This window comes from Proteiniborus sp. (genome assembly GCF_040308045.1).
Lineage (GTDB): Bacteria > Bacillota > Clostridia > Tissierellales > Proteiniboraceae > Proteiniborus.
In genome coordinates this window covers 1-26,373 of the sequence record NZ_JAWRHZ010000020.1, presented here as the reverse complement: position 1 = coordinate 26,373, position 26,373 = coordinate 1, and the positions used below count along the sequence as shown (strand labels likewise).

Genomic DNA, 26,373 nt, shown 5'->3' with positions numbered 1-26,373 from the left:
ATGACGTTGACTTTATTTTAAGCGCATCTCAAAATTTACATTTTGGATGTTTGTGTTTTCTTCTCACTGTTCAATTTTCAAAGACCATCATTAATTTCTCCCCGAAGGGTGTTAGTTCTTTGTGTCCAAAGGACCATCATTGTTAACTTTCCCGTCGGCTTCAAGAGCCAACTTAACTATGCTAACATTTTTGAATTTCTTTGTCAACACTTTTTTATTAATCTTTTTGTTTTGCTTTTTCTTGTCGTTTAGTGACGACTTTTTTACTATACCAAATTTCATGATTTTTGTCAATGGTTTTTTATTTTTAATTTATTTTCTAATTTATGTTGAAGCAATTTTTTCTTTTTACTAAATTAGCAACAGTGATTAATATATCACGCTAACATATTATTAGTCAACGGTATTTTATTCCACATAAATATTTTGACTACTACATATTAATATTTATAGTTCTTTAATTCTTTACCCAATTTTTTGTATCAATAACACTTGTTTAGGAAAGACTTAGTTATAAGGACTAGTTATTAGGGGGTAAGCACATGACTTTTTTTCTAAATATGAAAAATACCTCGGTAAATTCAAATTCACCTTTTGCTAAATCCACGCTTAGTGAATTTATCTATGAACATTTAATTAAGTATTATGATGGTAATTATGATGATATAGTAATTCTTTGTATTGGAACTGATAGGTCTACAGGTGATTGTTTGGGGCCTTTAACTGGTTATAAGCTTTCATATATTCCTAGAATATATTCTAAAGTTTCTGTTTTAGGAACATTGGAAGAACCTGTACACGCTAAAAATCTTGAGGAAAAGATAACTTATATATATTCTTCATATAATAATCCTTTTGTCATAGCTATAGATGCTTGCTTAGGTAAGCTAGAGAGAGTAGGCTATATTAATGTAGCTAAAGGCCCTTTAAAGCCCGGAGCAGGTGTTAATAAAGATTTACCTAATGTTGGGGATATACATGTAACAGGAGTAGTTAATTTAGGAGGTTTTATGGAGTATATTATTTTGCAAAATACTAGATTGTGTACTGTTATGAAAATGGCTGATATCATTTCCTCAGGATTTATTACTTCCCTTTGGAAATTTTTTAAACAAAATGAGAAACTGACAACTACTTAATTTTAAGTTGTTGTCAGTCAAATAAAGGACTATACAATCTTCTTTTAATTATCTTATCTATTTCTTCACATGTTTTCCCTTTGGCGTTAATTAGGATAGTACCTTTGTTGTTTGACATGTTTATCCCATTATTCATATTAGTCAAATTATTATGATATTCTATATCATATCCATCTGCCATATATACTATTGCTTCTACTTCGTTGTTTTCATTGATGTCAACTACTTCATATCCTAAACTATTTAAACTATTTCTTATGTCATATAATTCTTCTTGTACAACAATCCTTTTTTTCATAATAAAACCCCCTAATGCAATATATATATATATTGTTATCATCAAGGGATTTTTTATTCCTATTTAGCAGCATATAATTCTATTTTTCTCTCATCTGTTATGAAGGTTACTTCATCTTTTGCTGTAACTACCTCGCCATCTATATTTAGTAAAAGTTCTTTGTTAAATCTTAGTTTCACTTTTTTAGATTTAAATACTTTAACAAAATCAGTTAAATTTACATGGGTTCCTTTAAAAACTGATGGAAACAAGGTAAGAAGCTTAAGCTTACTTACTTTTCTTACAACTACTACATGGAAATATCCATCATCCAATAAAGCCATTGGACATATTTTCATTCCGCCGCCATAGTACTTGCCATTTGCAACTGCAGTTAACATTGCATCTATTTCAATAGTTTCTTTATCAAGCTCTATTATAAGTTTCTTGGATTTATATACAATCAGCGTAATAATCAAGCTTATGGTATAAGCAAAACTACTTTTAACAATTTTCTTAATCTTTTCAGTTCTTTTTACTATTTCTGCATCTAATCCCATACTGGCCACATTTAAAAATAAACTTCCATTAATTCTACCGAAGTCTATATATCTTTTTGTTCCACTTAGTAGAGAATATAAAGCTTCCTCAGGATCCAGGGGGATGTTAAGACTTCTAGCTAAATCATTTCCTGTGCCTCCAGGTATAATGCCCAAGGTTCCATAGCCTTTTTGAACAATTCCCATTGTAACTTCATTTATAGTTCCATCTCCTCCTACAGCAACTATGCTATCAAAGCCATCTTCTAAGCCTTTTATAGTTATCTCTGTTGCTTCTCGAGGTTTAGTGGTTGTGACTATACTATATTTAATATTAGTCTTGTCCATCTTTTCTTCAATAAGTGGTATTAGTTTTTTTGCTCTGTCTGTCCCTGCTATAGGATTCACAATGAATAATATTTTCAAATACATCACCAAGCCTATTTGGTATTTATATTGCTATTGACTGTTTTTCTGCTCTATCTAAAGCTTGCATTTCTTCTACTGATAATGGATACGTAGACTTACCTTTAACTATGGGCTTACCATATATTTTACTATCATCTCTTCCATATATACTAGTTATGATGAAACCGTCAAGCTTGTCATCTAATAATGCAATTGAAAAGCTTAAGTCACTGCCCATATCACTAAATGCATTATATCTAACAACCCCAATCCTCTGTAGACAAAATTGCAATCTGCCTTCAAGGTTTTCACAGTATTTTTTGACCTCAGTAATTTGTTCAGTTACACTTTTTATTTCATCAATATGTTCAAAAATTATACCTTCTAAAGAATGAGAGCTAGAGCCTTCTACTAAGCGATCATATTTTTTAGTAATGTTAGAAATCTTTGCTCTGTTTATAATATATAACAGCAATAATAAAACATTAAGTATGGACATTACTATAACTATTTCTATAATGTAGTCTGTAAAAATATTAAATATAAGTTCCATAATTTCTCCTTTCTTTTAGTTCAAGTATCTATGTACTGTACATTAATTCTATTATAATATGAAAAATCCTGCTATGAAATTAATTTTTGATTACAATGTAGTTAGTAGCAGTAATTATTGGTAATGAGATTATTAGAAAAACACAAGAAATTTCATAAAAATATTTAGGAACGGAAAAATCCGTTCCCATGTGTTTTATAATCAATTTTATATTTCTGTTGAAATAGTTTGTACTGCTTCTATAGCTGCTTTAATATCATTAATGGTATTAAATGGTCCTACGCTAAATCTTATACACCCTTGCTCATAGCATCCAATAGTTCTATGAGCGAGAGGAGCACAATGGAGTCCTGGCCTTACTGCAATGTTAAACACTTGATCTAATATATAGCTAACTTCCGAAGAGTCCTCTTCCCCTATATTAATTGAAATCACCGGAGCTTGCTTTTCTATATCACAAGGTCCATAAATCTTTACATCTTTAATTTCTCTTAATCCATCTATAAAAACTTTCGCTAACTTATTTTCATGATCTCTAATATTATCTATGCCTTTATCAATGATATATTTTATTCCTGCTCCTAATCCTACTATGCCAGGCATATTAGGTGTACCACTTTCAAATTTATCTGGATAAATGTCTGGCTGTATTAAAGAATCAGATTTACTGCCAGTTCCCCCTTCTTTCATCTGAGTTATTTCTACACCCTTTTTTATATAAACTCCACCAGTACCTTGAGGACCTAGTAGGCTCTTGTGCCCGGGAAATGCCAGTATATCAATATTCATATCTATTACATCTATATTATATATTCCTGCAGTTTGAGCTGCATCTACCATATAAATTATGTCATGTTTTTTCGCTATCTCTCCTATTTGTTTAATAGGAAATATAGTTCCTGTTACATTAGATGCATGTGTAGTTACTATAAGCTTAGTATTATTTTTAATATTATCCTCAATATCTTTAATGTCAATGCATCCAATTTCATCACATTGTATAACAGTAGTTTCTACACCTATATTATCTAATGCTTTTAGTGGTCTTAAAACAGAATTGTGCTCCATTGATGTGGTTATTACATGATCCCCAGATTTTAGTAATCCTTTAATTACAAGGTTTAGCCCATCAGTAGCATTTGAAGTAAATATAATTCGCATTGGATCTTCTATATTAAAAAATTTACTTAGAAGTTCTCTCGTTTCATAAATAGCTCGACCAGCTTTTAAGGCTAGCTTATGTCCTGATCTGCCAGGATTTGCTCCATATTCTCTCATTGATTCCATTATTGCTTCATAAACAATCTCCGGTTTAGGGAATGATGTTGCTGCATTGTCTAGATAAATCAAGATTTCCACCTCCAAAATAACGCTAGTTATAGGTATCCATAACTATTGTCCTGTGGACAGACAATAAAATTGGTCCTGTGGACAAATATTAAAATTGCCTTTTATACATATAGTATATTATATGTATATACTATTACAATACTTACGACAAAATAATTTTAGTCAACAAAATAATTTAGGAATGGTGATTACACCATTCCTTGCAAAAGGCTTCTTAATTCTTATTCTTTAAATATAAAATGGCTTCAAGTACTCCACCACCTACTGCTCTTGCTTTTTCAGAAATAGTGTTACAGTATTCCTTAACTCCTCTTGGATCCACGTCCGCTATTTTTAATCCCTTGTAGACTTCTAACCCTTCCATTATAAGCCCCCTTAATACACCGTCTATGGAAGCTTTAACTGGTACTCCTTCTATTAAAGCAATAGTTTGGTCCTTTTTTACTAGATCTCCTATTTTGGAAATATGATGTATAACTCCATCAGCAGGAGATTTTATCACTCTTTCCTTGCCATATCCATTAATTATTCCAGGTATACCAGAGTCAGGTTCTGCAAATCCTTCAAATATCAATGAGCCTAAGTAGTGACCCCTTTTGGTTTCAATAACAACATCTGCATCTACTCCAGCTTCGAAGCCTGGTCCTAAAGCTATAGTAATTGGTGCTAAGTTTTTGTTTGTCCCTAAATTTTTTTTAGCAAGTATACCATCTATTAATACATCTGCTTTGATTTCTTTCAAGATATTCAATTGCTCATCAATTATAATTGGAATATCTTTGTTTTCCCAGCACTTGTATATCTCTTCTTTGCTATTTACTTTAACAGCTTTTGCACCCTCAACTACTGTATCTCCATCAAACACAGCTTGGGCAAAAGACACAGTTCTTCTAATAACTGTTGGTTTTTCTATTTCTAAGATTAAAACCTTAAATCCACTTCTATGAAGTCTGTAGGCTACTCCTGATGCAATATCTCCGCCGCCTCTTATTACAACAATATCATCTATCATTTCTTCATCCCCATTTCAATTAATTGCTGATATTCATCCCAAGTATCAATATCTAGTCCAACTCTAAAATCTTCTATAGACAATAATTTCACACTATTAGGCATTTCTTGAATTATCTTTCTTCCGCCTTTATCTCCTTCCACTTCAAGAAGTTTATCTTTTAGTTTTGAAGAAAACAACGTTGGACTACCTTTTTCTTCTCTATAAACTGGTACTACTATTTCATTATCGTTATTATTAAAAGTATCTATTAATAAATTTATAGTCTTATAATTTAACAGAGGTTGATCTCCAACAATAAACATAAAAGCTCTAGATTTTAAATCAGATGCTTTAATACCTAGCTTCATAGATTCGCTTTGACCTTTTTCAGGACATGGATTAAATATTGTTTTTATATTATATTTTATTCCAATATCTCTTATCTGTTCTTTTTGATAAACCAATATTATTTCGTCTAATTTAGACTCTTTTGCTGCCTTTATTACCTTTTCTATTACCAGTTCTTCCCCGATGCTAAGAGTCAGTTTGTCTTTATTCATTCTTTTTGAAAATCCTGAAGCCATTATTATCCCGGTTATCACATTAACACCTTCTTTTAAACATTTACAATCCTTTTACTTGCCATGCTTCCTGCTAATATGCCGTTTATCATAAAGTCATCATTTCTAATCATATCTCCTATAAGCCTAGCTTTTTCTAATTCTTCTTGTTGATCTGCCTTATTGAGTAACAAGTACTTCTTGCTATCTTCTGGACTTCCTTTGAAAAGTCCATCTTTTGACGTCACCAATCTGAATACTATTTCTTCAGTTATTGCATCACCTATTTTACTCTTAGTTATTCTAGAGAATATTTCTGGTCTATGAACACTAGTTTCATCAATATTCTTGCCTAGAGAGTCTATTCCAACTATACCTATAATTTTGCTAGTAAGTCTAGGAATCACAGGTTCATGGGATGCAGGAGCTTTTATAGGTTTCTTTTTTGAACCATCAGCTTCGACTAATATAAAATCAAAAAAATCATTTCTAAAAATAAGGTTAAGTAAATTTTTATCTACTCCTAAAATCTTATTTTCTGCGGAAATACATTTTCCCAAAACAATAATAGTGCCATTTTCCCAGTTAGCTTCTATGCTTTGTTTATTATCTAATACAACAAGTTTGTCATATAAATAGGTTTTCGGATTATATATTGCAGTGGTAGTAGTGATAAGAACCCTCTTATTAAGCAGCTTTAACTCAGAAGCTAACTTAAAGATAGTAGTAGTCTTTCCACCACCGCCTACTACAGAAATCATCTCTTTTGTATTAATGTCAATATCAAAATATTTATTAATACTCATGGCTTATTTATTTCCCGAATGGACAAACTGGATAATGGCATACTTTACAATTTAAGCATAGTCCTCCATGTCCAAGACTTGTAATATCTTTTCTTGTAAGCACTTCTCCTGCTATTACTCTTGGTAAAACCAAATCTAAGACTGTAGTTTTATGATACATTCCACAAGCAGGCACTCCAAGTATAGGTGTGTTTCCTTTATAAGCTAGCATAAACATAGCCCCTGGTAACACAGGTGAGCCATATGTGATTACCCTATCTGATATGCTTTTTATTGCTGTAGGAGTTACATCATCTGCATCAACAGACATACCCCCTGATGTAAGAATAATATCTGCTCCTTCTTCAATAAATGAATTTATAGTCTCTTGTATCATTTCACTATCATCTGAAGCATATTTGACACCTAATAGTGTTCCTCCATAAAACCTCACTTTTCCCTCTAATACTGGACCAAATTTATCTGTTATCCTACCATGATAAACCTCTGAACCTGTAACTACTATTCCTGCCTTTAAAGGTTTCAATTCTTTTACAGAAATTATGGCACCTAAGTCATTGCAAATTTGTTCGATTTTTTCAATCTTGGTTTTTTCAATAGCAAGAGGTATTATTCTCGTTCCTGCAACTGCTTGGTCTTTTTCAACTAAAGTATTATTGTGAAGAGTTGCAATAATAATTAATTCTATATCGTTAACAGTCTCTAAAGCCTTTAGATTTATTTTTAAAAGTCCTCTTTCTTTAGCCTTAATAGTTACTTTTCCCTCAGAGGGCTGTGTGGTATACACTCCTCCTCCTGAAATTGCTGTTCCAATTCTTATGGCTGCATCATCTTCATGAACATCATTTTCTGTAAGCTCCATTACATTAATATGGTTTTTACCCATATCTTTTAATTTATCGATATCTTCTTGTTTTATGATATATCCTTTCCTATATGCTGCTCCTTTAAATTGCCCTGGTACTATTTTAGTAAGATCATGAGCTAACACCATTCCTACAGCATCTTCTACTTTTACCTTTTTCATAACATCCCTCCTAGTTTATATAAAAAGTATATCTATCCATCTACCAAAGAATTAGTAAATAGAAGGCGATATGTATTTAAAAGCATAACGCCAATAAAGGATTTGGCAGAGTTAAAACTCTACCAAAACTAAGTTTTAATATAGTCTTATTTGTTTTATCTTAAAATTTTAAGAGCGAATTAATAGATAGTCCTACTTGATATATTATATCATTTTCATCAATCTTAGCAAGAAACTTAAATAATTTATTATCTTCGAATCTCCTTTTTATAGGTGTTGTAATATAGGGTTTTTCCCTGGATTTAAGCTGTTCATAACTTGAATCTATTTTATATAGGTTTAATCCAATAGATTCTTTTTCATTACAATACTTTATCTCACCTTTATTATCTGTAATGTATATAACATCTACTCCAGTTTCTTTTAGCATCATATTCACTAAATTGTCATCAATGTTTTTGCCTTTTGCTGTATCCAATATGTATTGGACATCCTTCAACATCTTTCCTTCCATTACCTTACTAGTTACATATTGTTGCATTTCATCTGCAGTATTATTTAATTCTTCGATAATATTATTGAGTGAAGTCATCTTTTCATTTTGCATTACTACCTGTGCAGTAGTTTCCTGCATTTCCGATGTAATATCTCTTGAAAAATCTATAACCTCATCCACGTTTTTTTGGATTTCAGTGCTTTTTACACCTAACCCTTTTATACTATTACTCATCAGATTTATCTTTTCCACACTAGCTTTAAGATCCTCTTGTATTATACCAAAATTATCTACTGTTTTTTCAATAGCCATATATTCCTCTTCCACATGGATAGTTTCTGTTTCCATAGCTTTTGAAATTTTTATTATTTCTTCCTTTAATGTAGATATAACTTCCTCTATTTTTGATGATGCATCACTAGTTTCTTTTGAAAGCTTACTTACTTCTGTGGCCACTACGGCAAATCCCTTACCATGTTCACCAGCTCTTGCAGCTTCTATAGATGCATTTAATGCTAACATATTAGTTTGCCCTGCTATTGAATTGATTAAGTCTATCATATTAACCACATCTTCAGAATACTCTATTAGTTTGTCCACATTTGTTGCAGTACCTTTTACTAAATCTCTTGTTACTTTTATTTTTTCTTTAACCTGATTAGTATCTTGTATTCCTATTTGCACACCTCTAATTGAATCTGAAGTAAAGGTGGCTGTGTTTTCCATTTCATTATTTATTGTCTCTAAAGTACTTACAATATCATGAGCTTTTTCAGATACACTACTTAGCATATTAAGCTGCTGTTCACTGCTTTGACTTGCAACTTCAGCAGAAGCTGCTACTACTTCCATAGCAGATTGTGTTTCACTTGATATAGCACTTATCTGTTCAGATACGCTAGATATTTGGGTTGCAATATTTACTTGACGTTTAAAATTTGACTTAGTCTCCTTAAACAACTTCCTAATTTCTTTTAATGTTTCATTGTTTGAACTCTTTATTCTTTCATCTATGTTTATCATTAAGTCATTTTTGTTCATACTTTTCAAAAAGTGAAGTATTTGATTTAAAGTCTTTTTATAAAATTTGTTTATTGCTACTGTAGCTGCTAATGATATGGTCACAATAACAATGATACTAAAAATCCAATTGTTAAAAAAGGTGACTAAGGACAATGTTATGCCAAAGCAAATAAATAGTATAATAAATATTTTAATAATACCTTCATTATGTTTGCTCTCCACGTAATCCCCCCTAATATTACTTTTGGCCTAAACCTCAAAATAAAAATATTCTGAATTTATTTACAACTCTTTGCTAGTTTCTAGAGTATTTGAATAAAGGGAATGAGTAATCATTCCCTCACTTAGATTTTCTGATATCAATAATTTTAAAAAAGCTTCTTAAATAATCCTTAATTTATTCTTTTACTGATAGTTCTATAAAATCAAATCTTGTTACATCAAATAATCCAATGTCTGTGACTTTGATTTCCGGAATAACTGGTAAGGCTAGGAATGATAGTGTCATAAATGGATCTATATCTTTATTCACTCCAAGTTTTTCATATGCTATCTTTAGCATTTCTGCCAGCTTTTCATTCACCTTTTCCATTGACTCATCTGACATAATCCCAGCTATAGGAAGCTTTAAGGTTCTAGTAGCATTCCCCCTCGAAGCTATAGCAATGCCTCCTCCTACTCTGACAACTTCGTTTATTGCTAGTAGCATATCCTCGTCATTGTCTCCAATTGCTATTAAATTATGAGAATCGTGAGCTATGGTTAAGGCTATTGCCCCATTTTTTAGCTTAAAGTCTTCTACAAGGCCTAGCCCAACATTTCCTGTTGCATTATGTCTTTCAATAACAGCTAATTTCAATATGTCTAGACTTTTATTATTCTTAAACTCCCCATTTTCTACTTCTACTTTCCTAACTACCTTCTGAGTAACTAAATTATGAGGTAATAACCTAATGACATTGGCTATATCCTTATCCAATTTTATTTTTAAATCATCTTTACTTACTTCCTTAATCCTTACTGTATCAATAACATTTGAATTGTCATAGTCCTTTACATCAAATAAAGGTTCTTTGTTTTCTCCTACTAATTCTCCGTCTTTATATACTTGTAATACATTAAAGTCTTTAATGTCATCCACTACTACTAAATCTGCATTATATCCTGGTGCTATGGCACCAATATCTTTTAATTTATAACACTCAGCTGCATTTATTGTAGCCATTTGAATAGCAGAGATTGGATCAATACCATTTTTTATTGCAAGCCTAACATTATTATCTATATGTCCTGTTAATAATATATCTTCTGGGTGCTTATCATCTGTACAGAATAAGCATCTTCTCATATTCTCTCTTTTTAATCCCCTTACTAGTTCCTTAAGATTTCTTGCTGCAGAACCCTGTCTAATTAAAATATACATTCCTAATCTAAGTCTATTAAGCATCTCTTCAACAGTAGAGCATTCATGCTCTGTCAATACTCCTGCTGCTACGTACGCATTTAACTCTTTGTCTTTTATTTCAGGACCGTGACCATCCATTAGTTTATTATGTTCCCTAGCAAGTTTAATTTTGTCAACAATCTCTTCATCTCCACCGATAACCCCTGGGTAATTCATAAGTTCCCCAAGTCCTAAAACTCTTTCATGATCTATGAGCTCGGATAAATCTTCTGCTAACAGTTTTGCGCCAGATGTTTCAAAAGATGTAGCAGGAACACACGAAGGTAACATAAAATATGCATTTAATGGTAGTCCTTCACTTGCTTTTAGCATGTATTTGATTCCTTCTATTCCTTTTACATTAGCTATCTCGTGTGGATCTGCAACTATTGTTGTAGTTCCTCTTGGAACTACAGCTCTTGCAAATTGTGGTGGAGATACCATGGAAGATTCTATATGAACATGACCATCAATGAGACCTGGTGCAACAAATTTTCCTTCTAAGTCTACTTCTGTTTTCCCCACATAATTGCCTATGCCAACTATTTTTCCTCCATTTATAGCTATATCGCCTTCAACTATTTCATGGGAAAACACATTGACAATTCTAGCATTCTTAAGAACTAGTTCTGGCTTTGTTCTGCCATAGGCTAGGTCAATTTTTTGCTTTATTTCCGACCTCATCTCAATACCTCCCAATAGCGTTGTTAATATTTCCTAGCATTTTAGTGTAGCGAAGATTTAATTCTTCGCTACAAAAATACTTAGTTTTAATATTTAAATTAATTTCTATATGTTTAGTAGTTAAACTTATTTATTATTTGTTTTGGCTTAAAGCTTTTAATAATTTTTCAGGTGTAACAGGTATTTCAGCCATTCTAACTCCTACTGCATTATATATAGCATTTAGTATAGCTGGCGCAACATATACCATTACAGGCTCTCCAATTCCCTTTGCCCCAAAAGGTGCGGTAGACTCTGGATCTTCTACTATAATCTTATCTACTTCTGGCATATCCATAGCAGTAGGTATTAAATAATTTGTAAATCTATTGTTTTTGATATACCCTTTTACAACATTTAAGTTTTCTAATACCGCATAACCATATCCCATTGCAAAACCTCCATCGATTTGTCCCTCTATCAATGTAGGATTTATGGCTTTACCAACATCTTGAGCAACTGTAGCTTTTATTATTTCAACATATCCTGTCTCTGTATCTACTTCAACTTCAACTCCACATGCTCCAAAAGTATATGGCCAATATGGTGAACCTTGACCTGTTTCCTCATCCATTTGTGTAGAGTGAGCTATAAAAGTAGCCTCTTTTCTCAATAATTCATCTCCAATTTTTTCAGCTATTTCTGTAAAAGTTACTTTTCTGCTTGGGAAGGTTTTGATATAAACTTTTCCCTCTTTAATTACTAAACCTGTATCGCTGTTTACTGCCAGTATTTCTACTGCAATTTTGATTATTTCCTCCCTTAATGCTTCGGCAGCTTTTTTTATTGCATTACCTGTATTATAAGTCTGTCTACTTGCGGCTGCTGTACCAGCATCAGGTGTGATACTAGTGTCCTCATTTATAAAAATTATATCTTCTACCTGTAGTCCAAGTACCTCTGCTGGGATTTGGCTCATTATTGTCTTTGCACCTTGCCCAACTTCTGTAGCTCCAACGTATATTGCTACTTTCCCATCTTTTCTTAGTTCAGCAATAGCTGTTGAAACATCTGGAAATCCATTACCGTATCCAGTTCCATAAAACATAGTTGCAAATCCTATACCTCGTTTTTTCATTGGGCTACACCACCTTTGAATCTTTCTATAAAGTTCATCTTCTTTTCTACTTCTTCTATGCATCGATCTAGAGGAACACTTTCGTCTATTAATTGTCCTGTAGCTGTTTCTGAACCTACCTTGAAAATATTTTTAAGCCTAAATGTAACTGGATCCATGTTTAACTTCTCTGCTAATATATCCATCTGCTGCTCATAAGCAATTGGTACTTGAGTTGCACCAAAGCCTCTCATAGCTCCTGCAAATGGGTTGTTAGTGTATATTGAATAGCTATCAACTTTCACATTTGGTATTTCATAAGGTCCTGTAGCATGAACCCCTGCTTTTCTCATAACATTTATAGCCCAAGAAGCATAAGCACCAGTATCTCCAATTAGTATAGCTTCCATAGCCAATAGCTTTCCTTCCTTTGTGGCACCAGTTTTATATTTCATTTTTACTGAGTGTCTTTTACAGTGAGCTTCAAATGTCTCTTCTCTTGAGTATATAGCTTTTACTGGTTTTCCTGTAATTTTTGTTGCCATTGCTAGATGTATCTGCATAGTAATATCTTCTCTTCCGCCAAAGGCTCCTCCAACAGCAGGGTTAATTATCTTAACCTTTTCTGTTGGTACACCCATAGCTTCAGCTACTTCTATTTGATCAAAATGAGGATATTGTGTTGCAACTGCTACAACTATTGTGCCATCTTCCTCTATATAAGCAATTCCTGCTTCAGGCTGTAAAAAAACATGGTCAACCATTGGTACATAATATTCGTTTTCTACTATTACGTCACATGCTTTAAATGCTTCATCAATATTTCCTTTTCTAATCTTATAGTGATATACTATATTACTATTTCCATCATGAACTTGTGGTGCAGTATCCTTCATAGCTTCAGAAGGATCAAATACCGCTTCTATTTCTTCATATTCAACTTTAATAGCTTTAAGTCCCTTTTCTGCAGCTTTTTCAGATTCAGCTACTACAAAAGCTATTGGATCTCCAACTCTTCTCACTTTTTTATTGCAAAGAACTTCATGATCTTTAAACAAAACTCCATGACTGTTAAGCCCTGGAACATCCTTTGCAGTCAGTATCTTTACTACGCCATCTATCTTTAATGCTTCTGAAATATCTAATTTAAAATATGCATGAGGTTTTGTAGATCTTAGAGTTTTACCATAAAGCATTCCTTCCATATATATGTCTTGTGGATATATGGCTTTTCCTGTAACTTTAGAGAGCCCATCTACTCTAATTACGCTTTTTCCTACTACATCTAGCTTCACTTCTACTTCCCTCCTTGTAAATCTTTTGCAGCCTTTTCAACTGCGTTTACAATTTTGTTGTATCCAGTACAACGACAAAGGTTTCCTGATATTGCTTCTCTTATTTCGTTTCTATTTGGTGAAGGATTTTTATCTAATAAAGCTTTGGCAGATAACACCATGCCAGGTATACAAAATCCACATTGAACTGCACCTTCATCTAAAAATGCCTTTTGAATAGGATGTAAGTTGTTTTCATCACCCAGGCCTTCAATAGTTAATATTTCTTTTCCTTCTGCTTGAAAAGCCATTACAAGACATGAAGCTACTGTTTCACCATCCATAATTACAGTACATGCTCCACATTCACCTTCGCCACAGCCTTCTTTAGCTCCTAAAAGTCCGAGTTTATCTCTTAAAACGTCTACAAGTCTCATATCTTCATCAATTTCTACACTATGAACTTTTCCATTTACATTAAGCTCTATTTTCTTCATAACTTTCTCCTTCCATCAGCAAAGTAAATATATAATATCTAATTATTTAGGCTAATTGCATTCTTTAAAGCATTTCTTAATACACCTTTAACGGCAACACTCTTAAATTCAACTGTAGATCTTCCTGCTAATCTTTCTGCAACCTGCCCCTGCATAAGTTTTACTCCTTCTTCAATAACTTCTTCAGTCAGTTTTTTACCCTTAAAGAACTCTTCAACTTTTCTTTCTCTTGTACCAAACTTTCCTAAGGAACCATTAGCTATTCTAATCTCTTTGCAGATTTTTTCTTCATCAAATTCAACAAATACACTAGTACATATTCTGGAAATAGCAAGTGCTTTTCTAAGTCCAAGCTTGCTAAATGATAATATTTGTTTTTCATTTGGATTTTTGAACTTAACAGATACTAGTACTTCATTATTTCCTAGAGCAACTTTTCCTTTGTCTAGAAATAGCTCTTCTACTAAAACTTCTCTCTGTCCGTCCTTGCTTTTTATTACAGCTATTGCATCTAATGCAAGAAGTGGAGGAACTATGTCTGCAGCAGGAGAACCATTGCAAATATTGCCACCAATAGTTCCTTTATTTCTAATTTGAGGTGAGCCCACAGAATGTGCTGCTTCCTTTAGCCCTGAAAGCCTAATGCTAAGCAACTTTGATTTTGCTATCTCTGTAAATGTAGTAGCTGCACCTATTTCAACTAAATTGTTTTCAACTTTAATAAATGACATTTCCTCTATGCTAGATACATCTATTAAGGCTTCGAAATTTGCCTTACGATTTTTTATGTCTATAACTAAGTCTGTACCGCCTGCTATAATTTTGCCTTTTTCTCTATATTGGTCTAAAATTTCAATTGTTTCTTCAACAGTATTTGGCTTATGCACATATTTTATTGACATATATCTATCCTCCTTAATCTATTGAGAAAAATATTATAATTCATAATATAATATTTCCAAATTATTAGTGTGTTTTTATTGGCATATTTTATGCTTAATTATTGTAAAACCACTATATATAGTATCCCTTTTCTTTAGTTTTTGATTTTACAATAAAAAATAAACCTAGAATATGTAAAAGCCTAAAGATAAACGTCCTAAACTTATTTCTTACTGTAAATGTAAAACCTAGAAAAGTAACGTATTTAATTTCCGCTCCCTTAAAGGGAGCGGAGTTTTAATTCTATAGGAAAATATATTTTAATACGAATAACACAGATAATATATAAATAACTGGTGATACTTCTTTTCCTTTTCCAGTTAAAAGCTTTAATAATGCATATGAAACCATACCAAATACTATACCTTCTGCAATACTATATGCTATTGGCATCATGATAATTGTTAAGAAAGCTGGTATAGCTTCTGTAAAGTCATCTAAATTAATTTTCTTAATTGGTGACATCATGAATAGTCCAACTATTATAAGTGCTGGTGCAGTAGCTGCACTTGGTATAATTCCAAATAATGGCGCAAGGAATAGAGCAAGTGCAAATAACACTGCTGATGTTAGTGCAGTAAGTCCTGTTCTACCACCTTCAGCAACTCCTGATGCACTTTCTACATATGTTGTAACTGTACTAGTTCCTAAAAGTGCTCCTACAGTTGTACCTACAGCATCTGCAAATAGTGCTGGTTTAACTCTTGGTAAAGTACCTTTTTCATCAAGCATATCTGCTTTTGAAGCAACTCCAATTAAAGTACCAATAGTATCAAATACGTCAACAAATAGGAATGTAAATAATACAACTAACATATCAAGAGTAAAAATTTCGGAAAAGTTTAGTTTAAATGCAACTTGTGATAATGAAGGTGGAAGAGAAACTATCTTCTCTGGCATTGGTGTAACCCCAAGAGGTAATCCAATAATTGTAGAAGCTAATATACCTATTAAAATAGCGCCTTTAACTTTTTTGTGTAAAAGTATTCCTGTGATTATAATTCCTAATATAGCTACTATAGCTGCTGGGCTTGTAACATCTCCTAACTTTACAAGTACAGCATCATCGTTAACAATAATACCTGCACCTTGGAAACCAATAAAAGCTATAAATAGTCCAATACCAACTGAAACTGCATTCTTTAGGTTCATAGGTATTGCATTAACTATTGCTTCACGTGCATTAACAAATGATAGCAAAATAAAAATAATACCTTCTAGAAATACTGCTGTTAGTGCAAATTCCCATGAGTGTCCCATAATTCCACAAACTGTAAAAGCAAAGAATGCATTTAGTCCCATACCTGGAGCTAATACAAATGGATAATTGGCAGCAAAAGCCATAATTAGTGTAGCTATAACCGCTGATAATGCTGTAGCCGTAAATACTCCACCAGGATCCATTCCTGCTGCAGAAAGAATTCCTGGGTTTACAGCTAAAATGTAGCCCATTGTCATAAAAGTAGTAATACCAGCAATAATTTCAGTTTTAACGTTAGTTTTGTTCTCGTTTAACTTAAATGTTCTTTCTAAAAAACCTGTTTGAGCATTAACGTTATTACTCATTAATAAACCCCCTATTTTTTAATTTTTCCCTTATAAAGGTTTTCCTTATAAATAATATCTATTTAAAAAACTACCCTCCTTTCATAATTTCTTAGCACCTCTTAAGTAAGTATAACCTAAGAGATATAATCAAGCAGTTATAATTATTACTGCTAAATTATAGCTTGTCCATAGATGCTAATTCTTCTATTTTTTGAACTAGATATATATAGTAGTATATTTATTATTATGATTAGTAGACTCATAAAACATTTATGCATTTAATAATCATAATAATGAAAACGTTTTTCTTTTATTATTGAGCCCAAGCTTCTACATATTAACGTAAAAGCTTGGGTTATCAACAATTATTTAACTATTGGGTCAAGAATTTCAAAGTTGTTTACATCTACTAATCCTTTGTCACTTATTTTCCATTTAGGGCTTGTTGACAATGCCAAGAATGATACGTGCATAAACGGAGCATGTAGTGTACCACCTAATTGATCTCTTACAGTAGATTCTAGACTAGCTATCTTAGCACTTACTTCTGAGCCTGTTAGCTCATCCGTTATAAGTCCTCCAACTGGAAGTGCCAATTCATCTAGAACTCTACCGTTATTAGCAACAGCAACTCCACCACCCATTTCTATAACTCTATTAACAGCAACAACCATATCTCTCAAATTAGTTCCTGTAACTGTTATATTGTGAGTGTCATGGGCAATTGATTGTGCAAATGCACCTTGCTTTAATCCAATTCCTTTGACCATAGTTTTACCAATGTTTCCATTGCGCCCATACCTTTCTATATTAGCTAAGTATATTACATCTTGGTTAACATCAGCTTCTACTATTCCTCTATTAACTCTAACTTGAGCTTCACCTGTTTCTGTCAAGTTTTGATCTGGTATAGCTTGGATGTATCTAACTGTAGCAGTATTCCCGTCTGTACGAATTTCTAAATCTGTCTCAGTTATAGGTGCCCTTTTAACTGAATTTTTAACTACATCTGGATAAGTATATTTTGGTAGCTCAATTAATAATTCTCCTTGTGAAGCTACTAATTGTCCTTTGATAAATACAGCTTCAACATTCATTTCTTTTATATCGCTTATAACTGCTATATCAGCAACTCTTCCTGGTAAAAGAGCTCCTCTATCATTTAATCCCCAATAAGTTGCAGGGTTTATTGTAGCCATTTGTATAGCTTCAATAGGGTCTACTCCTTCTCTTATTGTTCTTCTTATGACATCGTTCATGTGTCCTGACTTTTCTAAGTCTTCAGCTACCATGTCGTCTGTTACTAGTATAAGTCTCCTTGAATCTAGTCCTTCTTCTGTTACAGCTCTTATACATTCAGCCATATTTCTTTGAGTAGAACCTTCTCTCATAAATACATATACACCTTGTCTTAACTTTTCAACACATTCTTCCTTAGTTGTTGTTTCGTGACAAGAGCAAGTTCCTCCACAGCATATTATGTGAGCTGCTAAGTCTGCGCCAAATAATTCTGGGGCATTACCGTCAACTGGTTTTCCTATACTTTTAGCGTATATAGTTGAAGTTAAGAGATCTGTTATTATTTCTGGTGTGTTTTTGTATACATGTTTTGCTAGTGAAAAACCTTGTAATTCCCCTATACCAAATATATTAGGATAGTTTAGAAGATCTTCCATATCCTTAGAACTTATATCAACACCTGCAGTTTCAAGACTCGGTGCATCAGGAGCTAAAGCAGGAACCTGTAATCTTACGAAGTTTGGGACCTTGCTACATTCATCAGCCATAGCTTTCATAGCTACAGGTCCTAAAGCATTACCAATTTCATGTGGGTCAGCTATTAAAGTAGTTGTACCTGATGGTATAGATAATCTTGAAAACTCAGTAATAGTTAGCATACTACTTTCAAAGTGCATATGTGAATCCATAAATCCTGGTGATAAGTACATTCCTCTTACATCTACAACTTTTGTGTCAGGCCCTATTAGTGATTGGCAATCACCAACAAGCACTATATAATCACCTTTTATAGCAATATCTGCTGTATAAACTTCTCTTGTTATTACGTTCACTATATTACCGTTATAAAGCACTATATCAGCAAAGTGTTTATCTGACATTAGTACATCGATTAACTCTCTGTATTCAATTGCTTGTTTTATATCTTGCGGCTTTAACAAACTTATGCCTCCTTTCTTTTGTTACTTATCAATTAATTCTTTATATACATCCATATTATCTACTATGCCCACGATAGCAGCATCAATTGCTGAATTTTTTTTATCTGCAGCATTTCTTGATGCCGCTCCTGATGCAAAAATAACTATCTCTCCTATACCTGCACCAACTGTATCTACTGCTATTAAAGGCTTGCCTAAAGGTTTAGAGTCTATGTCAATAGGTTGCGTTATTAATAGTTTGCTTCCTACTAAGCTTTCACTTTTTCTTGTTGCAACTACCGTACCTATAACTCTACCTAATTGCATTTTATCACTCCTTTATTTAATGTCCTTGACTATCTTTATCCCTAATTCTTTTGCTTTGTCATATGCTAGAGGAGTTATAATTGCTCTCATAGGTACAGTCACTTCTTTGTTATGAGCCCCCATGTTAAGTAAATCCTTTTCTGTTATTACCTGCCGAGAGCTATAGCTTTCTTGTGTAACTGCATTTTGAGAGTATTTCGTAGAAGTATCTTCAGTTATTGAGGAATTTTTAAAGACATTTAACATTTCTACAAGATAGTCTTTTTTGTCAACACCTTTTATACCCATTTGCTGAAGTTTATCTACGTAATCTTCCATCATTTGCTGAAGCATTGGTATTTTGGATTTATTACCTCTATATGTAAGTACGTTTCCAAAATCCATTAGAATCTTCTTGCCATGCCATAACCCTTGCCATAATAAAGTTGATATAAAACAATCTTGGATTCCTAATGCTAGTTTAGTTGCAGTGTCTTGTGTTGTCATAGGTACTATAATACCGTCAACACTTTCTAAAATCTCCCCAAAGATTAATTTATCTCTTTCTGTATAAACTTTATCTGATTGTAAAGTAGATTTTATTGAAGCTATTCCTTGATTGCCAATAATATCTTCTCCGTTTTCGGTTATGGCAATATCAAATGTAAAACCATAGCGTTTTGCTTTTGAAAGCTCTCTAAGTGAATCATTTAGTCCGAAATTTGTACCGGTGAATACAGCTAAAATATGCTGATTAATATAGGGTTGTTGGTGGTGTGTCAAATTAGCTATTTCTTTTTTGTTATAGCCTTTATTTAATTTTTGAACTAATTGACTAACTATATCGTTAGTTTGATTGTATTTATCCATATTCTAACACCCCATAAGGTTTACACTACTAAATCACGATTATAGTAGCTTTAATAGAAAATCATTATTCATAGTTTTTTAGTATTACTCTTTCAACTTCTGAGTGTGGTCTTGGTATTACGTGTACTGAATGTAATTCTCCTACAGCTCTAGCGGCTTCTGCACCAGCATCTGTAGCAGCTTTAACTGCTCCAACATCTCCTCTAACCATAACAGTTACAAGACCAAAGCCTATTTTATCGTATCCTACTAATGTAACATTAGCTGCTTTTACCATAGCATCTGCTGCTTCTACAGCACCTACTAAACCTTTTGTTTCTACCATACCTAATGCTTGACTCATTATTATTCCTCCCTTAATTTATTACTTTGTACTTGTTTTCTTTTTACTTTCTTCTATATTAGCTTTTTTCTCTTGGTTTTCCTCTTTTTCTACTTCAGATTTCTTACTTTCTTTTTTACTTTTTAAGTTCTTTTCAAATTCATTGATTAACTTATCAACTTCTTCGTGAGGTCTAGGTATTACATGACCAGATACAACTTTGCCAACTCTGTTGCCTGCAGATATTCCGGCTTCAACAGCTGCCTTTACAGCAGCTACTTCTCCTGCAATGTTAATGGTAACACTTACAAGCTTATCTACACCTATTACCTTCTCAACTCCTACAAGCTTTACATCTGCTGCCTTGCTTGCAGCATCTAATGCTGTAATAGCTGCAGTTAACCCAACTACTTCAATTAATCCAAGAGCTGATTTCAAAACTACACCTCCTTATTTCCTGTCCCTATAGTAAGGAGCCCTTTTTTCCTATTGAATCCAAGGATACTTTAGGAATATAAGCTTCTAAATTGTTGATAACTCCTGTTTTTACATAAACATCTTTAATGCCCTTATTGTTCTGATTTATTGTGTATTCATTGCTAGTTTCTTGACTATCATTTGACTTCTTTATTTTGCCAGCAAGTTCATTTAATGTAAGCATTGTATTTGACTTTTTGACAGCCTTATTATTGTTACTTGACTTTATGTTGCCTTGAGCCAAATCTTCAAGCTTAACTTTATTAAAAGAGTTTACTCTATTATTCTCTACTTGCTTAGTTGATAAGTTAAGAGTCCCTAGGCCTTTTGAGTTTACAACAGTTGTGTTTGCATTTTTATTTATAACATTTATTAAAAGCTGCTCCTCTTTTGGGCCTAAACCTGATACTGTATACGCATTTTTTGCATAATTACTCCTCGTATCAACTTTTTTACTATTTTGAGCAATATTATTCATAATTACTCTTGCCAATGGGTTAGCCATTTTTTTCACCACCATTTAGCTATTCTAATATTTTATCTACTTCGTCATGAGGTCTAGCTATAACGTTCGTAGATATTATTTCTGCTATGTTTTTTACAACTTCTGTTGCGTTATCTACAGCTGCCTTTACTGCGGCTACTTCACCTGATACTATTACAGAAACGACTCCAGAGCCGACAAAATTTACATCAACTATGCGTACATCAGCTGACTTAACCATAGTATCAGCTGCCTGTATAGCAGCTACTAAACTTCTAGTTTCTACCATGCCTATGGCCTGTCTCATACTCTATTACCACCTTTAATTATTTTTTCATTCCCGGAAAATATTTTTGAATATCTATTTTTCCCTCATATCCAGGAATCACTGCCATCTCATAAAAATGTGCATCTTCACCTAAAGGTTTTGTAGCATCAATTCCCATTTTATCTGTTACTCCACGAGCAACATGTGATGCTTCCAGACCTGAACCTAGAGCTCCTGGTACTATGACTACATCTTTTGAAGCTTGAACCCTAGAAGCTAAAGCAAGTTCTACACTTTTTACATTATATATATCAATATCATCATCTACTACAATAACATGCTTAATATCATAAAATGCACCAAATGCAGCTAATATTGCAGCTTTGCCATCTCCTTCTTTTTTCTTGTTTATTGAGATAATGGCATGCAGTCTGCATCCGCCACCTACTGTTATATTTACATCCTTAACATCTACCATATTTTTAACTGCAGCATATAATTCAGCTTCTCTTACGAGGCCATTAGCAAGATGCTCCTCTCTACAAGGAAAGGCATGCTGAAATATTGGGTTATTTCTATGCATAATAGTTCTAACTTCCATTACTGGATTTGGAGCTACTTCTCCATAGTAGTTCATTAATTCACCAAATGGTCCTTCTGTTTCGCGTCTATTTGGTACTAATACTCCCTCAAGAACTATTTCTGCATAAGCAGGAACTTCTAAATCAACAGAATGACATTTTACTAGTTCAAGAGGTTCTCCCCTTAAAGCGCTATCAACTTCGTATTTGTTAAGACCATACTTTCTAGAACCTATTTGAGATGCTAGTAGAAAAGTTGCATCATAGCCAAGTACTACTGCACATTCTAAAGGTTTATTTATTTTTTCAAACTCAGCAAATTGCTCTCGTAGTGCTGGTGAATGTCCAGATATAAGTGCATTTATAATATTTCCTTTATGAACTTGAAATCTTCTAACTGCCATGTGTGTATACCCTGTTTCTGGGTCTCTTACTATGAACATACCTGCTGTAATAAAGCTCGATGCGTCTTTAGCATGTGAGGTAGGTACTGGTAGCATTTTTTGTATATCAATATTTCTAGTAATAATATTTTCCTTTACTGGACCATTGTTTACTAGCTTTACAGGCTGAGGATTTGCTATTGCATTCATATACTTAAATACTCTTTCCTCAGGTGTAGTATTAGTCATTTTGTAGTAAAGTTCCCTATTTCCATAAAGGCCCCCTACTACAGGCACATCGTATCCTTTGACTTTGTTAAATAAAATAGGTTTTTCATTTTCAAAGTATCTCAATACAGCCCCTAATTCAAATTTAGGGTCTACAGCTACATTACAAACCTCTAACTCTCCAAGTTGCTCTAATTTTTTTAGAGTAGCCCTTAGCATTTGTTTCTCCATGATCTCCCTCCTTTCGAGTCTTATTCTCCCCATCTTTTTGATAGATTATGTTCAATACCAAGTTGGTCTAAGACCCTACCAACTATTATACTTACAATATCTCCTATACTTTCAGGATGATTATAAAATCCAGGTGTTGGAGGCAAAACTACCACTCCTGCCTTTGCTAGTTTCAACATATTCTCCAAATGTATAGTACTAAGTGGGGTTTCTCTAGGAACTATTACTAGTTTTCTATTCTCCTTTATTATAACATCTGCAGCTCTTGTTAACAAATTATCTGATATGCCATTTGCAATAGATGCTACAGTTTTCATTGAGGAAGGAATAATCACCATTGCATCTGTTTTGAATGAGCCACTCGCTATAGGAGCTGCAAAGTTTTTATTGTCATGAAAATAAGTAGCTAATCCTTTTAATTCGTCAAGGGTTACTCCGCACTCATGTTCCACTACATATTCTCCCATTGTAGTTACTACAAGATGAGTTTCTATATTTAACTCTTGAAGTACTTTTAGAAGGGCCACTCCATATATACCTCCACTACCACCAGAGATACCAACAATTATTTTCATATTATTTTCCCCTCTTTCCATCACCAGCCAAATGTACTTAGGTCGTGAAAAATATTTTGTGTTTATTATTTAGGCACAAAAAGTCGTCTCTATATTTTTTAGTTGGCGACTTTTTGTGCAAATAATAAATTTGTTTCTTTCAAAAATTTATTTATGACTGTCCCCGAAACGAGGACAGTCTTGAAAAACTATTTTACTTTGTTTTCTGGATCTCCTGCTCCTACCCATGGGTCTAAGCCTTTTTCAAATGCATCGATGTATTCATCTATAGTCATAATCTTTGTAAATATGCTAAGGTCAACTAGTCCATGTTGATGTTGTTCTTCTGTTTTTGAATGAACTCCGTCACTTAAAGTAATTACTTTATAAGCATTTGCTAAAGCATCAGCAGCTGTAGATCTAACACATACGTTAGTCCATACTCCTGTAACTACTACAGTGTCTATATTTTCTTCTCTTAAATATAAGTCTAAATCAGTATGCCAGAAAGCACTGTGTCTTCTCTTAGGGATTATATATTCGCCTGGTTCTGGATAAAGCTCTTTAATAAAGTCTGAACCCCAAGTTCCTTTAACAGCGTGAACTGGTCTTACCCTGAAGTCTGCGTCTTTTTCTCTATGAGCTTCTTGGATATGAACTAATTGAACATCGTCTTTTCCTTGAGCATTTCTTTCTCTTACCCATTTAAATAATTTTTGAAGATTTGGAATTATTTCTTCCCCACCTGGGCATCTTAATGGAGCTTTCTCTCCTATAAAATCATTCAACATATCTATAACTACTATTGCTTGTCTTGTCATTATATTCTCTCCCTTTACTTCAATTTAATATTAATTGTTATTATACTTTATTTTTTATATTTCATCAATTGTGGCCTGTACGAGGCTACAGGCCGCAATTGGTTAAAAGCTATTATAATTAATATGTTATAGTTTTAGGTAAAACTTGTATGCTTTGTCTCTTAACAAATTTACCAAAGCCAGGTTGTACCTTAATTCCTCTAATACCTCTTACGTGCTTATCTATTACTTCTGGATGTTCTTTTCTATAGCTTCTTTCATATTCAGCACTATATAGGTTAGGGAATTCCTTAAATATTTCTGCATATCTTTCCCTAACTCCTTCTGGATATTCATGGACTAGTTTTTGTAGTTCTTCATCAGTTAATGATGTTAATATGCTTTCATCTTCATCTTTATATACTAAGTGTCCACGAATTATAGTTTTCACAACTTTTCCTTTTAATTCCATTCCTTCAAGTGGAGTATATCCGCACATTGAAGCTTGTTTCTTAGGATCAATAACCCATCTCTTATCAAGATCAATTATAGCAAAGTCAGCATCTGAACCTATGTGTAAAGCACCTTTCTTAGGATATAATCCATAATGTTTTGCTGCATTAGTTGATAATATGTCAACTAATTTGCTTAGTGATATTCTACCTTTATTATACCCTTCACTTACTAGAACAGGTACCATTGTTTCAACACCAGGTATTCCTGGGAATGCAGTCCAGATATTTAATCCTTCTTTTTTCTTTTCAGCTTCTAGCTCATAAGGAGCATGGTCTGTAGCAATAAAGTCTACGCTACCATTTCTAAGACCTTCCCATAATTCTTCATTATCCTTTTTAGTTCTAAGTGGTGGAGCAATCTTAGCATTAGCGCCGTGAATTGTCATAGATTCTTGGTAGTTTAATGTTAGATAGTGAGGACAAGTTTCTGAAGTTACACTTAAACCTCTTTTCTTTGCTTCTCCTACTAGCTTAGCTCCTATTCCAGTGCTCATATGAACTATGTGAAGTCTAGCACCTGTAGCTTCAGCAAAGCTTATTCCTAATTCAATAGCTACTTTTTCAGCTAATTCCTCTCTTGCTTCTGCCCATGCTGGTCCATCTAATCTTCCTTCTTTTTGGAACTTCTTAACGTTATAGTCACACATTGCAAAGTTTTCTGCATGTATCCCTATTGGTAGCCCTGTCTTAGCAACCACTTTAAAACATTCATACATTTCTGGGTCAGTTACTCTTGGGTATGTTGGAACTGATGGAGTCATATAAACTTTATATGCAACTACTCCTTCTTCTGCTTGTGCCTGCACATTGTGTAACGCGTCTTCTCTTACATCTTCTCCGGTAACTCCACCCCATAGAGCATAGTCAACTAATGCTTGTGGTTTAATTACATCTTTCTTTAAGTTTAATTGTTCAACATTTCTTACAGATGGAACTGAACAGCATGGCATATCTATAACTGTAGTTACTCCACCTGCCGCCGCTGCAGCTGTGCCTGTTAAGAAATTCTCTCTATGAGGGAATCCTTGATACATAAAGTGAGTATGTGAATCAATACATCCAGGTAAAGTTAAATGTCCTCCAGCGTCTATTGTATTTTTAGCCTCTATCCCATCAACACAATCTGTAAAGCCTGCTATCTTTTCATCTTTTACTAAGATGTTAGTCAATACAGTGTTATCTCCTTGAGGGATTCTAGCATTTTTAAGAATCAAATCATACATTTTTTGTTTCCTCCTTTTTTATTATAATGAATAGGAAAGTTCTACCTTGAACCTTTATAATTAGGAACTTTCCGTAATGAATTTTAAGCAAATTGCCAAATGTTAGCGTTTTCATGTTTCGTTCCAATAAACTGGAGAGAAATCCTCTCCAAGTCTATTGGCCTACATATGTCTTTAGAACAAACCAACTATAGTGCCATCTGGAAGTATATCCATCTTGTTTGCTGCTGGTACTTTTGGTAATCCTGGCATTGTCATTACTTCTCCTGTAAGGGCTACTATAAATCCTGCTCCTGCTGATAATCTTAATTCTCT

29 protein-coding genes are annotated in these 26,373 nt (G+C 33.3%); 1 reads left to right on the top strand and 28 read right to left on the bottom strand.

Features of this window, described 5'->3' with window-relative positions:
* Nucleotides 1-111: 111 nt before the first annotated feature.
* Nucleotides 112-282 carry a hypothetical protein gene (locus ABV008_RS03260; RefSeq protein ID WP_352418382.1) on the bottom strand — a complete coding sequence of 57 codons (171 nt, stop codon included), beginning with the start codon at nucleotides 280-282 and terminating at the stop codon, nucleotides 112-114.
* Between the two features lie 260 nt (nucleotides 283-542).
* Here ABV008_RS03260 and yyaC point away from each other — a divergent pair, with 260 nt between their 5' ends.
* The gene (gene yyaC, locus ABV008_RS03255; RefSeq protein WP_352418381.1) at nucleotides 543-1,139 is read left to right on the top strand and encodes a spore protease YyaC; all 597 of its coding nucleotides are present in this window, start codon (nucleotides 543-545) and stop codon (nucleotides 1,137-1,139) included.
* A gap of 13 nt (nucleotides 1,140-1,152) precedes the next feature.
* Here the strand turns inward: yyaC and ABV008_RS03250 are convergent, their stop codons facing one another.
* The 27 genes from ABV008_RS03250 to ABV008_RS03120 all read right to left on the bottom strand — a co-directional run.
* Nucleotides 1,153-1,437: a YkuS family protein gene (locus tag ABV008_RS03250; RefSeq protein WP_352418380.1), complete on the bottom strand. Its 285-nt coding sequence runs from the start codon at nucleotides 1,435-1,437 to the stop codon at nucleotides 1,153-1,155.
* Between the two features lie 59 nt (nucleotides 1,438-1,496).
* Entirely contained in the window at nucleotides 1,497-2,387 is an 891-nt protein-coding gene (locus ABV008_RS03245; RefSeq protein WP_352418384.1) for a diacylglycerol/lipid kinase family protein, read from the bottom strand.
* 19 nt (nucleotides 2,388-2,406) lie between these two features.
* Nucleotides 2,407-2,916 (bottom strand): DUF4446 family protein, encoded by a 510-nt coding sequence (locus tag ABV008_RS03240; protein ID WP_352418379.1) that lies wholly within the window; start codon nucleotides 2,914-2,916, stop codon nucleotides 2,407-2,409.
* Nucleotides 2,917-3,123: 207 nt separating this feature from the next.
* Entirely contained in the window at nucleotides 3,124-4,275 is a 1,152-nt protein-coding gene (locus tag ABV008_RS03235; protein ID WP_352418378.1) for an aminotransferase class V-fold PLP-dependent enzyme, read from the bottom strand.
* A 205-nt stretch (nucleotides 4,276-4,480) separates the two neighbouring features.
* Nucleotides 4,481-5,278, bottom strand: a complete 798-nt coding sequence (gene yqeB / locus ABV008_RS03230) for a selenium-dependent molybdenum cofactor biosynthesis protein YqeB (RefSeq protein ID WP_352418377.1) — start codon at nucleotides 5,276-5,278, stop codon at nucleotides 4,481-4,483.
* Nucleotides 5,275-5,862: a molybdenum cofactor cytidylyltransferase gene (gene mocA, locus ABV008_RS03225; protein WP_352418376.1), complete on the bottom strand. Its 588-nt coding sequence runs from the start codon at nucleotides 5,860-5,862 to the stop codon at nucleotides 5,275-5,277. The genes yqeB and mocA overlap by 4 nt, the downstream gene beginning before the upstream one ends.
* A 14-nt stretch (nucleotides 5,863-5,876) precedes the next feature.
* The gene (yqeC, locus tag ABV008_RS03220) at nucleotides 5,877-6,626 is read right to left on the bottom strand and encodes a selenium cofactor biosynthesis protein YqeC (RefSeq protein ID WP_352418375.1); all 750 of its coding nucleotides are present in this window, start codon (nucleotides 6,624-6,626) and stop codon (nucleotides 5,877-5,879) included.
* 7 nt (nucleotides 6,627-6,633) lie between these two features.
* Nucleotides 6,634-7,653, bottom strand: a complete 1,020-nt coding sequence (locus ABV008_RS03215; protein ID WP_352418374.1) for a molybdopterin-binding protein — start codon at nucleotides 7,651-7,653, stop codon at nucleotides 6,634-6,636.
* 160 nt (nucleotides 7,654-7,813) lie between these two features.
* Nucleotides 7,814-9,394 (bottom strand): methyl-accepting chemotaxis protein, encoded by a 1,581-nt coding sequence (locus ABV008_RS03210; protein ID WP_352418373.1) that lies wholly within the window; start codon nucleotides 9,392-9,394, stop codon nucleotides 7,814-7,816.
* Nucleotides 9,395-9,569: 175 nt separating this feature from the next.
* Nucleotides 9,570-11,300, bottom strand: coding sequence for an adenine deaminase (gene ade, locus ABV008_RS03205; RefSeq protein ID WP_352418372.1), 1,731 nt, complete (start codon nucleotides 11,298-11,300; stop codon nucleotides 9,570-9,572).
* A 133-nt stretch (nucleotides 11,301-11,433) separates the two neighbouring features.
* Nucleotides 11,434-12,417, bottom strand: a complete 984-nt coding sequence (locus ABV008_RS03200; RefSeq protein WP_352418371.1) for a xanthine dehydrogenase family protein molybdopterin-binding subunit — start codon at nucleotides 12,415-12,417, stop codon at nucleotides 11,434-11,436.
* Nucleotides 12,414-13,691: a xanthine dehydrogenase family protein molybdopterin-binding subunit gene (locus ABV008_RS03195; RefSeq protein WP_352418370.1), complete on the bottom strand. Its 1,278-nt coding sequence runs from the start codon at nucleotides 13,689-13,691 to the stop codon at nucleotides 12,414-12,416. The genes ABV008_RS03200 and ABV008_RS03195 overlap by 4 nt, the downstream gene beginning before the upstream one ends.
* Nucleotides 13,692-13,693: 2 nt before the next feature.
* Nucleotides 13,694-14,167, bottom strand: a complete 474-nt coding sequence (locus ABV008_RS03190; RefSeq protein ID WP_352418369.1) for a (2Fe-2S)-binding protein — start codon at nucleotides 14,165-14,167, stop codon at nucleotides 13,694-13,696.
* 38 nt (nucleotides 14,168-14,205) lie between these two features.
* Nucleotides 14,206-15,069 (bottom strand): FAD binding domain-containing protein, encoded by an 864-nt coding sequence (locus tag ABV008_RS03185; RefSeq protein ID WP_352418368.1) that lies wholly within the window; start codon nucleotides 15,067-15,069, stop codon nucleotides 14,206-14,208.
* A gap of 283 nt (nucleotides 15,070-15,352) precedes the next feature.
* Nucleotides 15,353-16,675 (bottom strand): NCS2 family permease, encoded by a 1,323-nt coding sequence (locus ABV008_RS03180; protein ID WP_352418367.1) that lies wholly within the window; start codon nucleotides 16,673-16,675, stop codon nucleotides 15,353-15,355.
* Between the two features lie 347 nt (nucleotides 16,676-17,022).
* Entirely contained in the window at nucleotides 17,023-18,837 is a 1,815-nt protein-coding gene (locus tag ABV008_RS03175) for an adenine deaminase (RefSeq protein WP_352418366.1), read from the bottom strand.
* Nucleotides 18,838-18,858: 21 nt separating this feature from the next.
* The gene (locus ABV008_RS03170) at nucleotides 18,859-19,143 is read right to left on the bottom strand and encodes a EutN/CcmL family microcompartment protein (protein ID WP_352418365.1); all 285 of its coding nucleotides are present in this window, start codon (nucleotides 19,141-19,143) and stop codon (nucleotides 18,859-18,861) included.
* A gap of 12 nt (nucleotides 19,144-19,155) precedes the next feature.
* Nucleotides 19,156-19,992, bottom strand: coding sequence for a hypothetical protein (locus ABV008_RS03165; protein ID WP_352418364.1), 837 nt, complete (start codon nucleotides 19,990-19,992; stop codon nucleotides 19,156-19,158).
* 64 nt (nucleotides 19,993-20,056) lie between these two features.
* Nucleotides 20,057-20,338, bottom strand: coding sequence for a BMC domain-containing protein (locus ABV008_RS03160; RefSeq protein ID WP_242942520.1), 282 nt, complete (start codon nucleotides 20,336-20,338; stop codon nucleotides 20,057-20,059).
* 18 nt (nucleotides 20,339-20,356) lie between these two features.
* Nucleotides 20,357-20,752, bottom strand: a complete 396-nt coding sequence (locus ABV008_RS03155; protein WP_352418363.1) for a BMC domain-containing protein — start codon at nucleotides 20,750-20,752, stop codon at nucleotides 20,357-20,359.
* Between the two features lie 25 nt (nucleotides 20,753-20,777).
* Entirely contained in the window at nucleotides 20,778-21,296 is a 519-nt protein-coding gene (locus ABV008_RS03150; RefSeq protein ID WP_352418362.1) for a hypothetical protein, read from the bottom strand.
* Between the two features lie 19 nt (nucleotides 21,297-21,315).
* Nucleotides 21,316-21,582, bottom strand: a complete 267-nt coding sequence (locus tag ABV008_RS03145; RefSeq protein WP_352418361.1) for a BMC domain-containing protein — start codon at nucleotides 21,580-21,582, stop codon at nucleotides 21,316-21,318.
* A gap of 19 nt (nucleotides 21,583-21,601) precedes the next feature.
* Nucleotides 21,602-22,966, bottom strand: a complete 1,365-nt coding sequence (locus ABV008_RS03140; protein ID WP_352418360.1) for a UbiD family decarboxylase — start codon at nucleotides 22,964-22,966, stop codon at nucleotides 21,602-21,604.
* Nucleotides 22,967-22,986: 20 nt separating this feature from the next.
* On the bottom strand, nucleotides 22,987-23,562 hold the full coding sequence (locus ABV008_RS03135; protein ID WP_502929737.1) for a UbiX family flavin prenyltransferase: 576 nt from the start codon (nucleotides 23,560-23,562) through the stop codon (nucleotides 22,987-22,989).
* Nucleotides 23,563-23,729: 167 nt separating this feature from the next.
* Complete coding sequence (locus tag ABV008_RS03130; RefSeq protein ID WP_352418358.1) at nucleotides 23,730-24,341, bottom strand: cysteine hydrolase family protein; 612 nt, start codon at nucleotides 24,339-24,341, stop codon at nucleotides 23,730-23,732.
* Between the two features lie 118 nt (nucleotides 24,342-24,459).
* On the bottom strand, nucleotides 24,460-26,058 hold the full coding sequence (locus ABV008_RS03125; protein ID WP_352418357.1) for a dihydroorotase: 1,599 nt from the start codon (nucleotides 26,056-26,058) through the stop codon (nucleotides 24,460-24,462).
* Nucleotides 26,059-26,232: 174 nt separating this feature from the next.
* Nucleotides 26,233-26,373, bottom strand: a 141-nt coding sequence (locus ABV008_RS03120; protein ID WP_352418383.1) for a formate--tetrahydrofolate ligase, incomplete at its 5' end; no start/stop codon positions are given.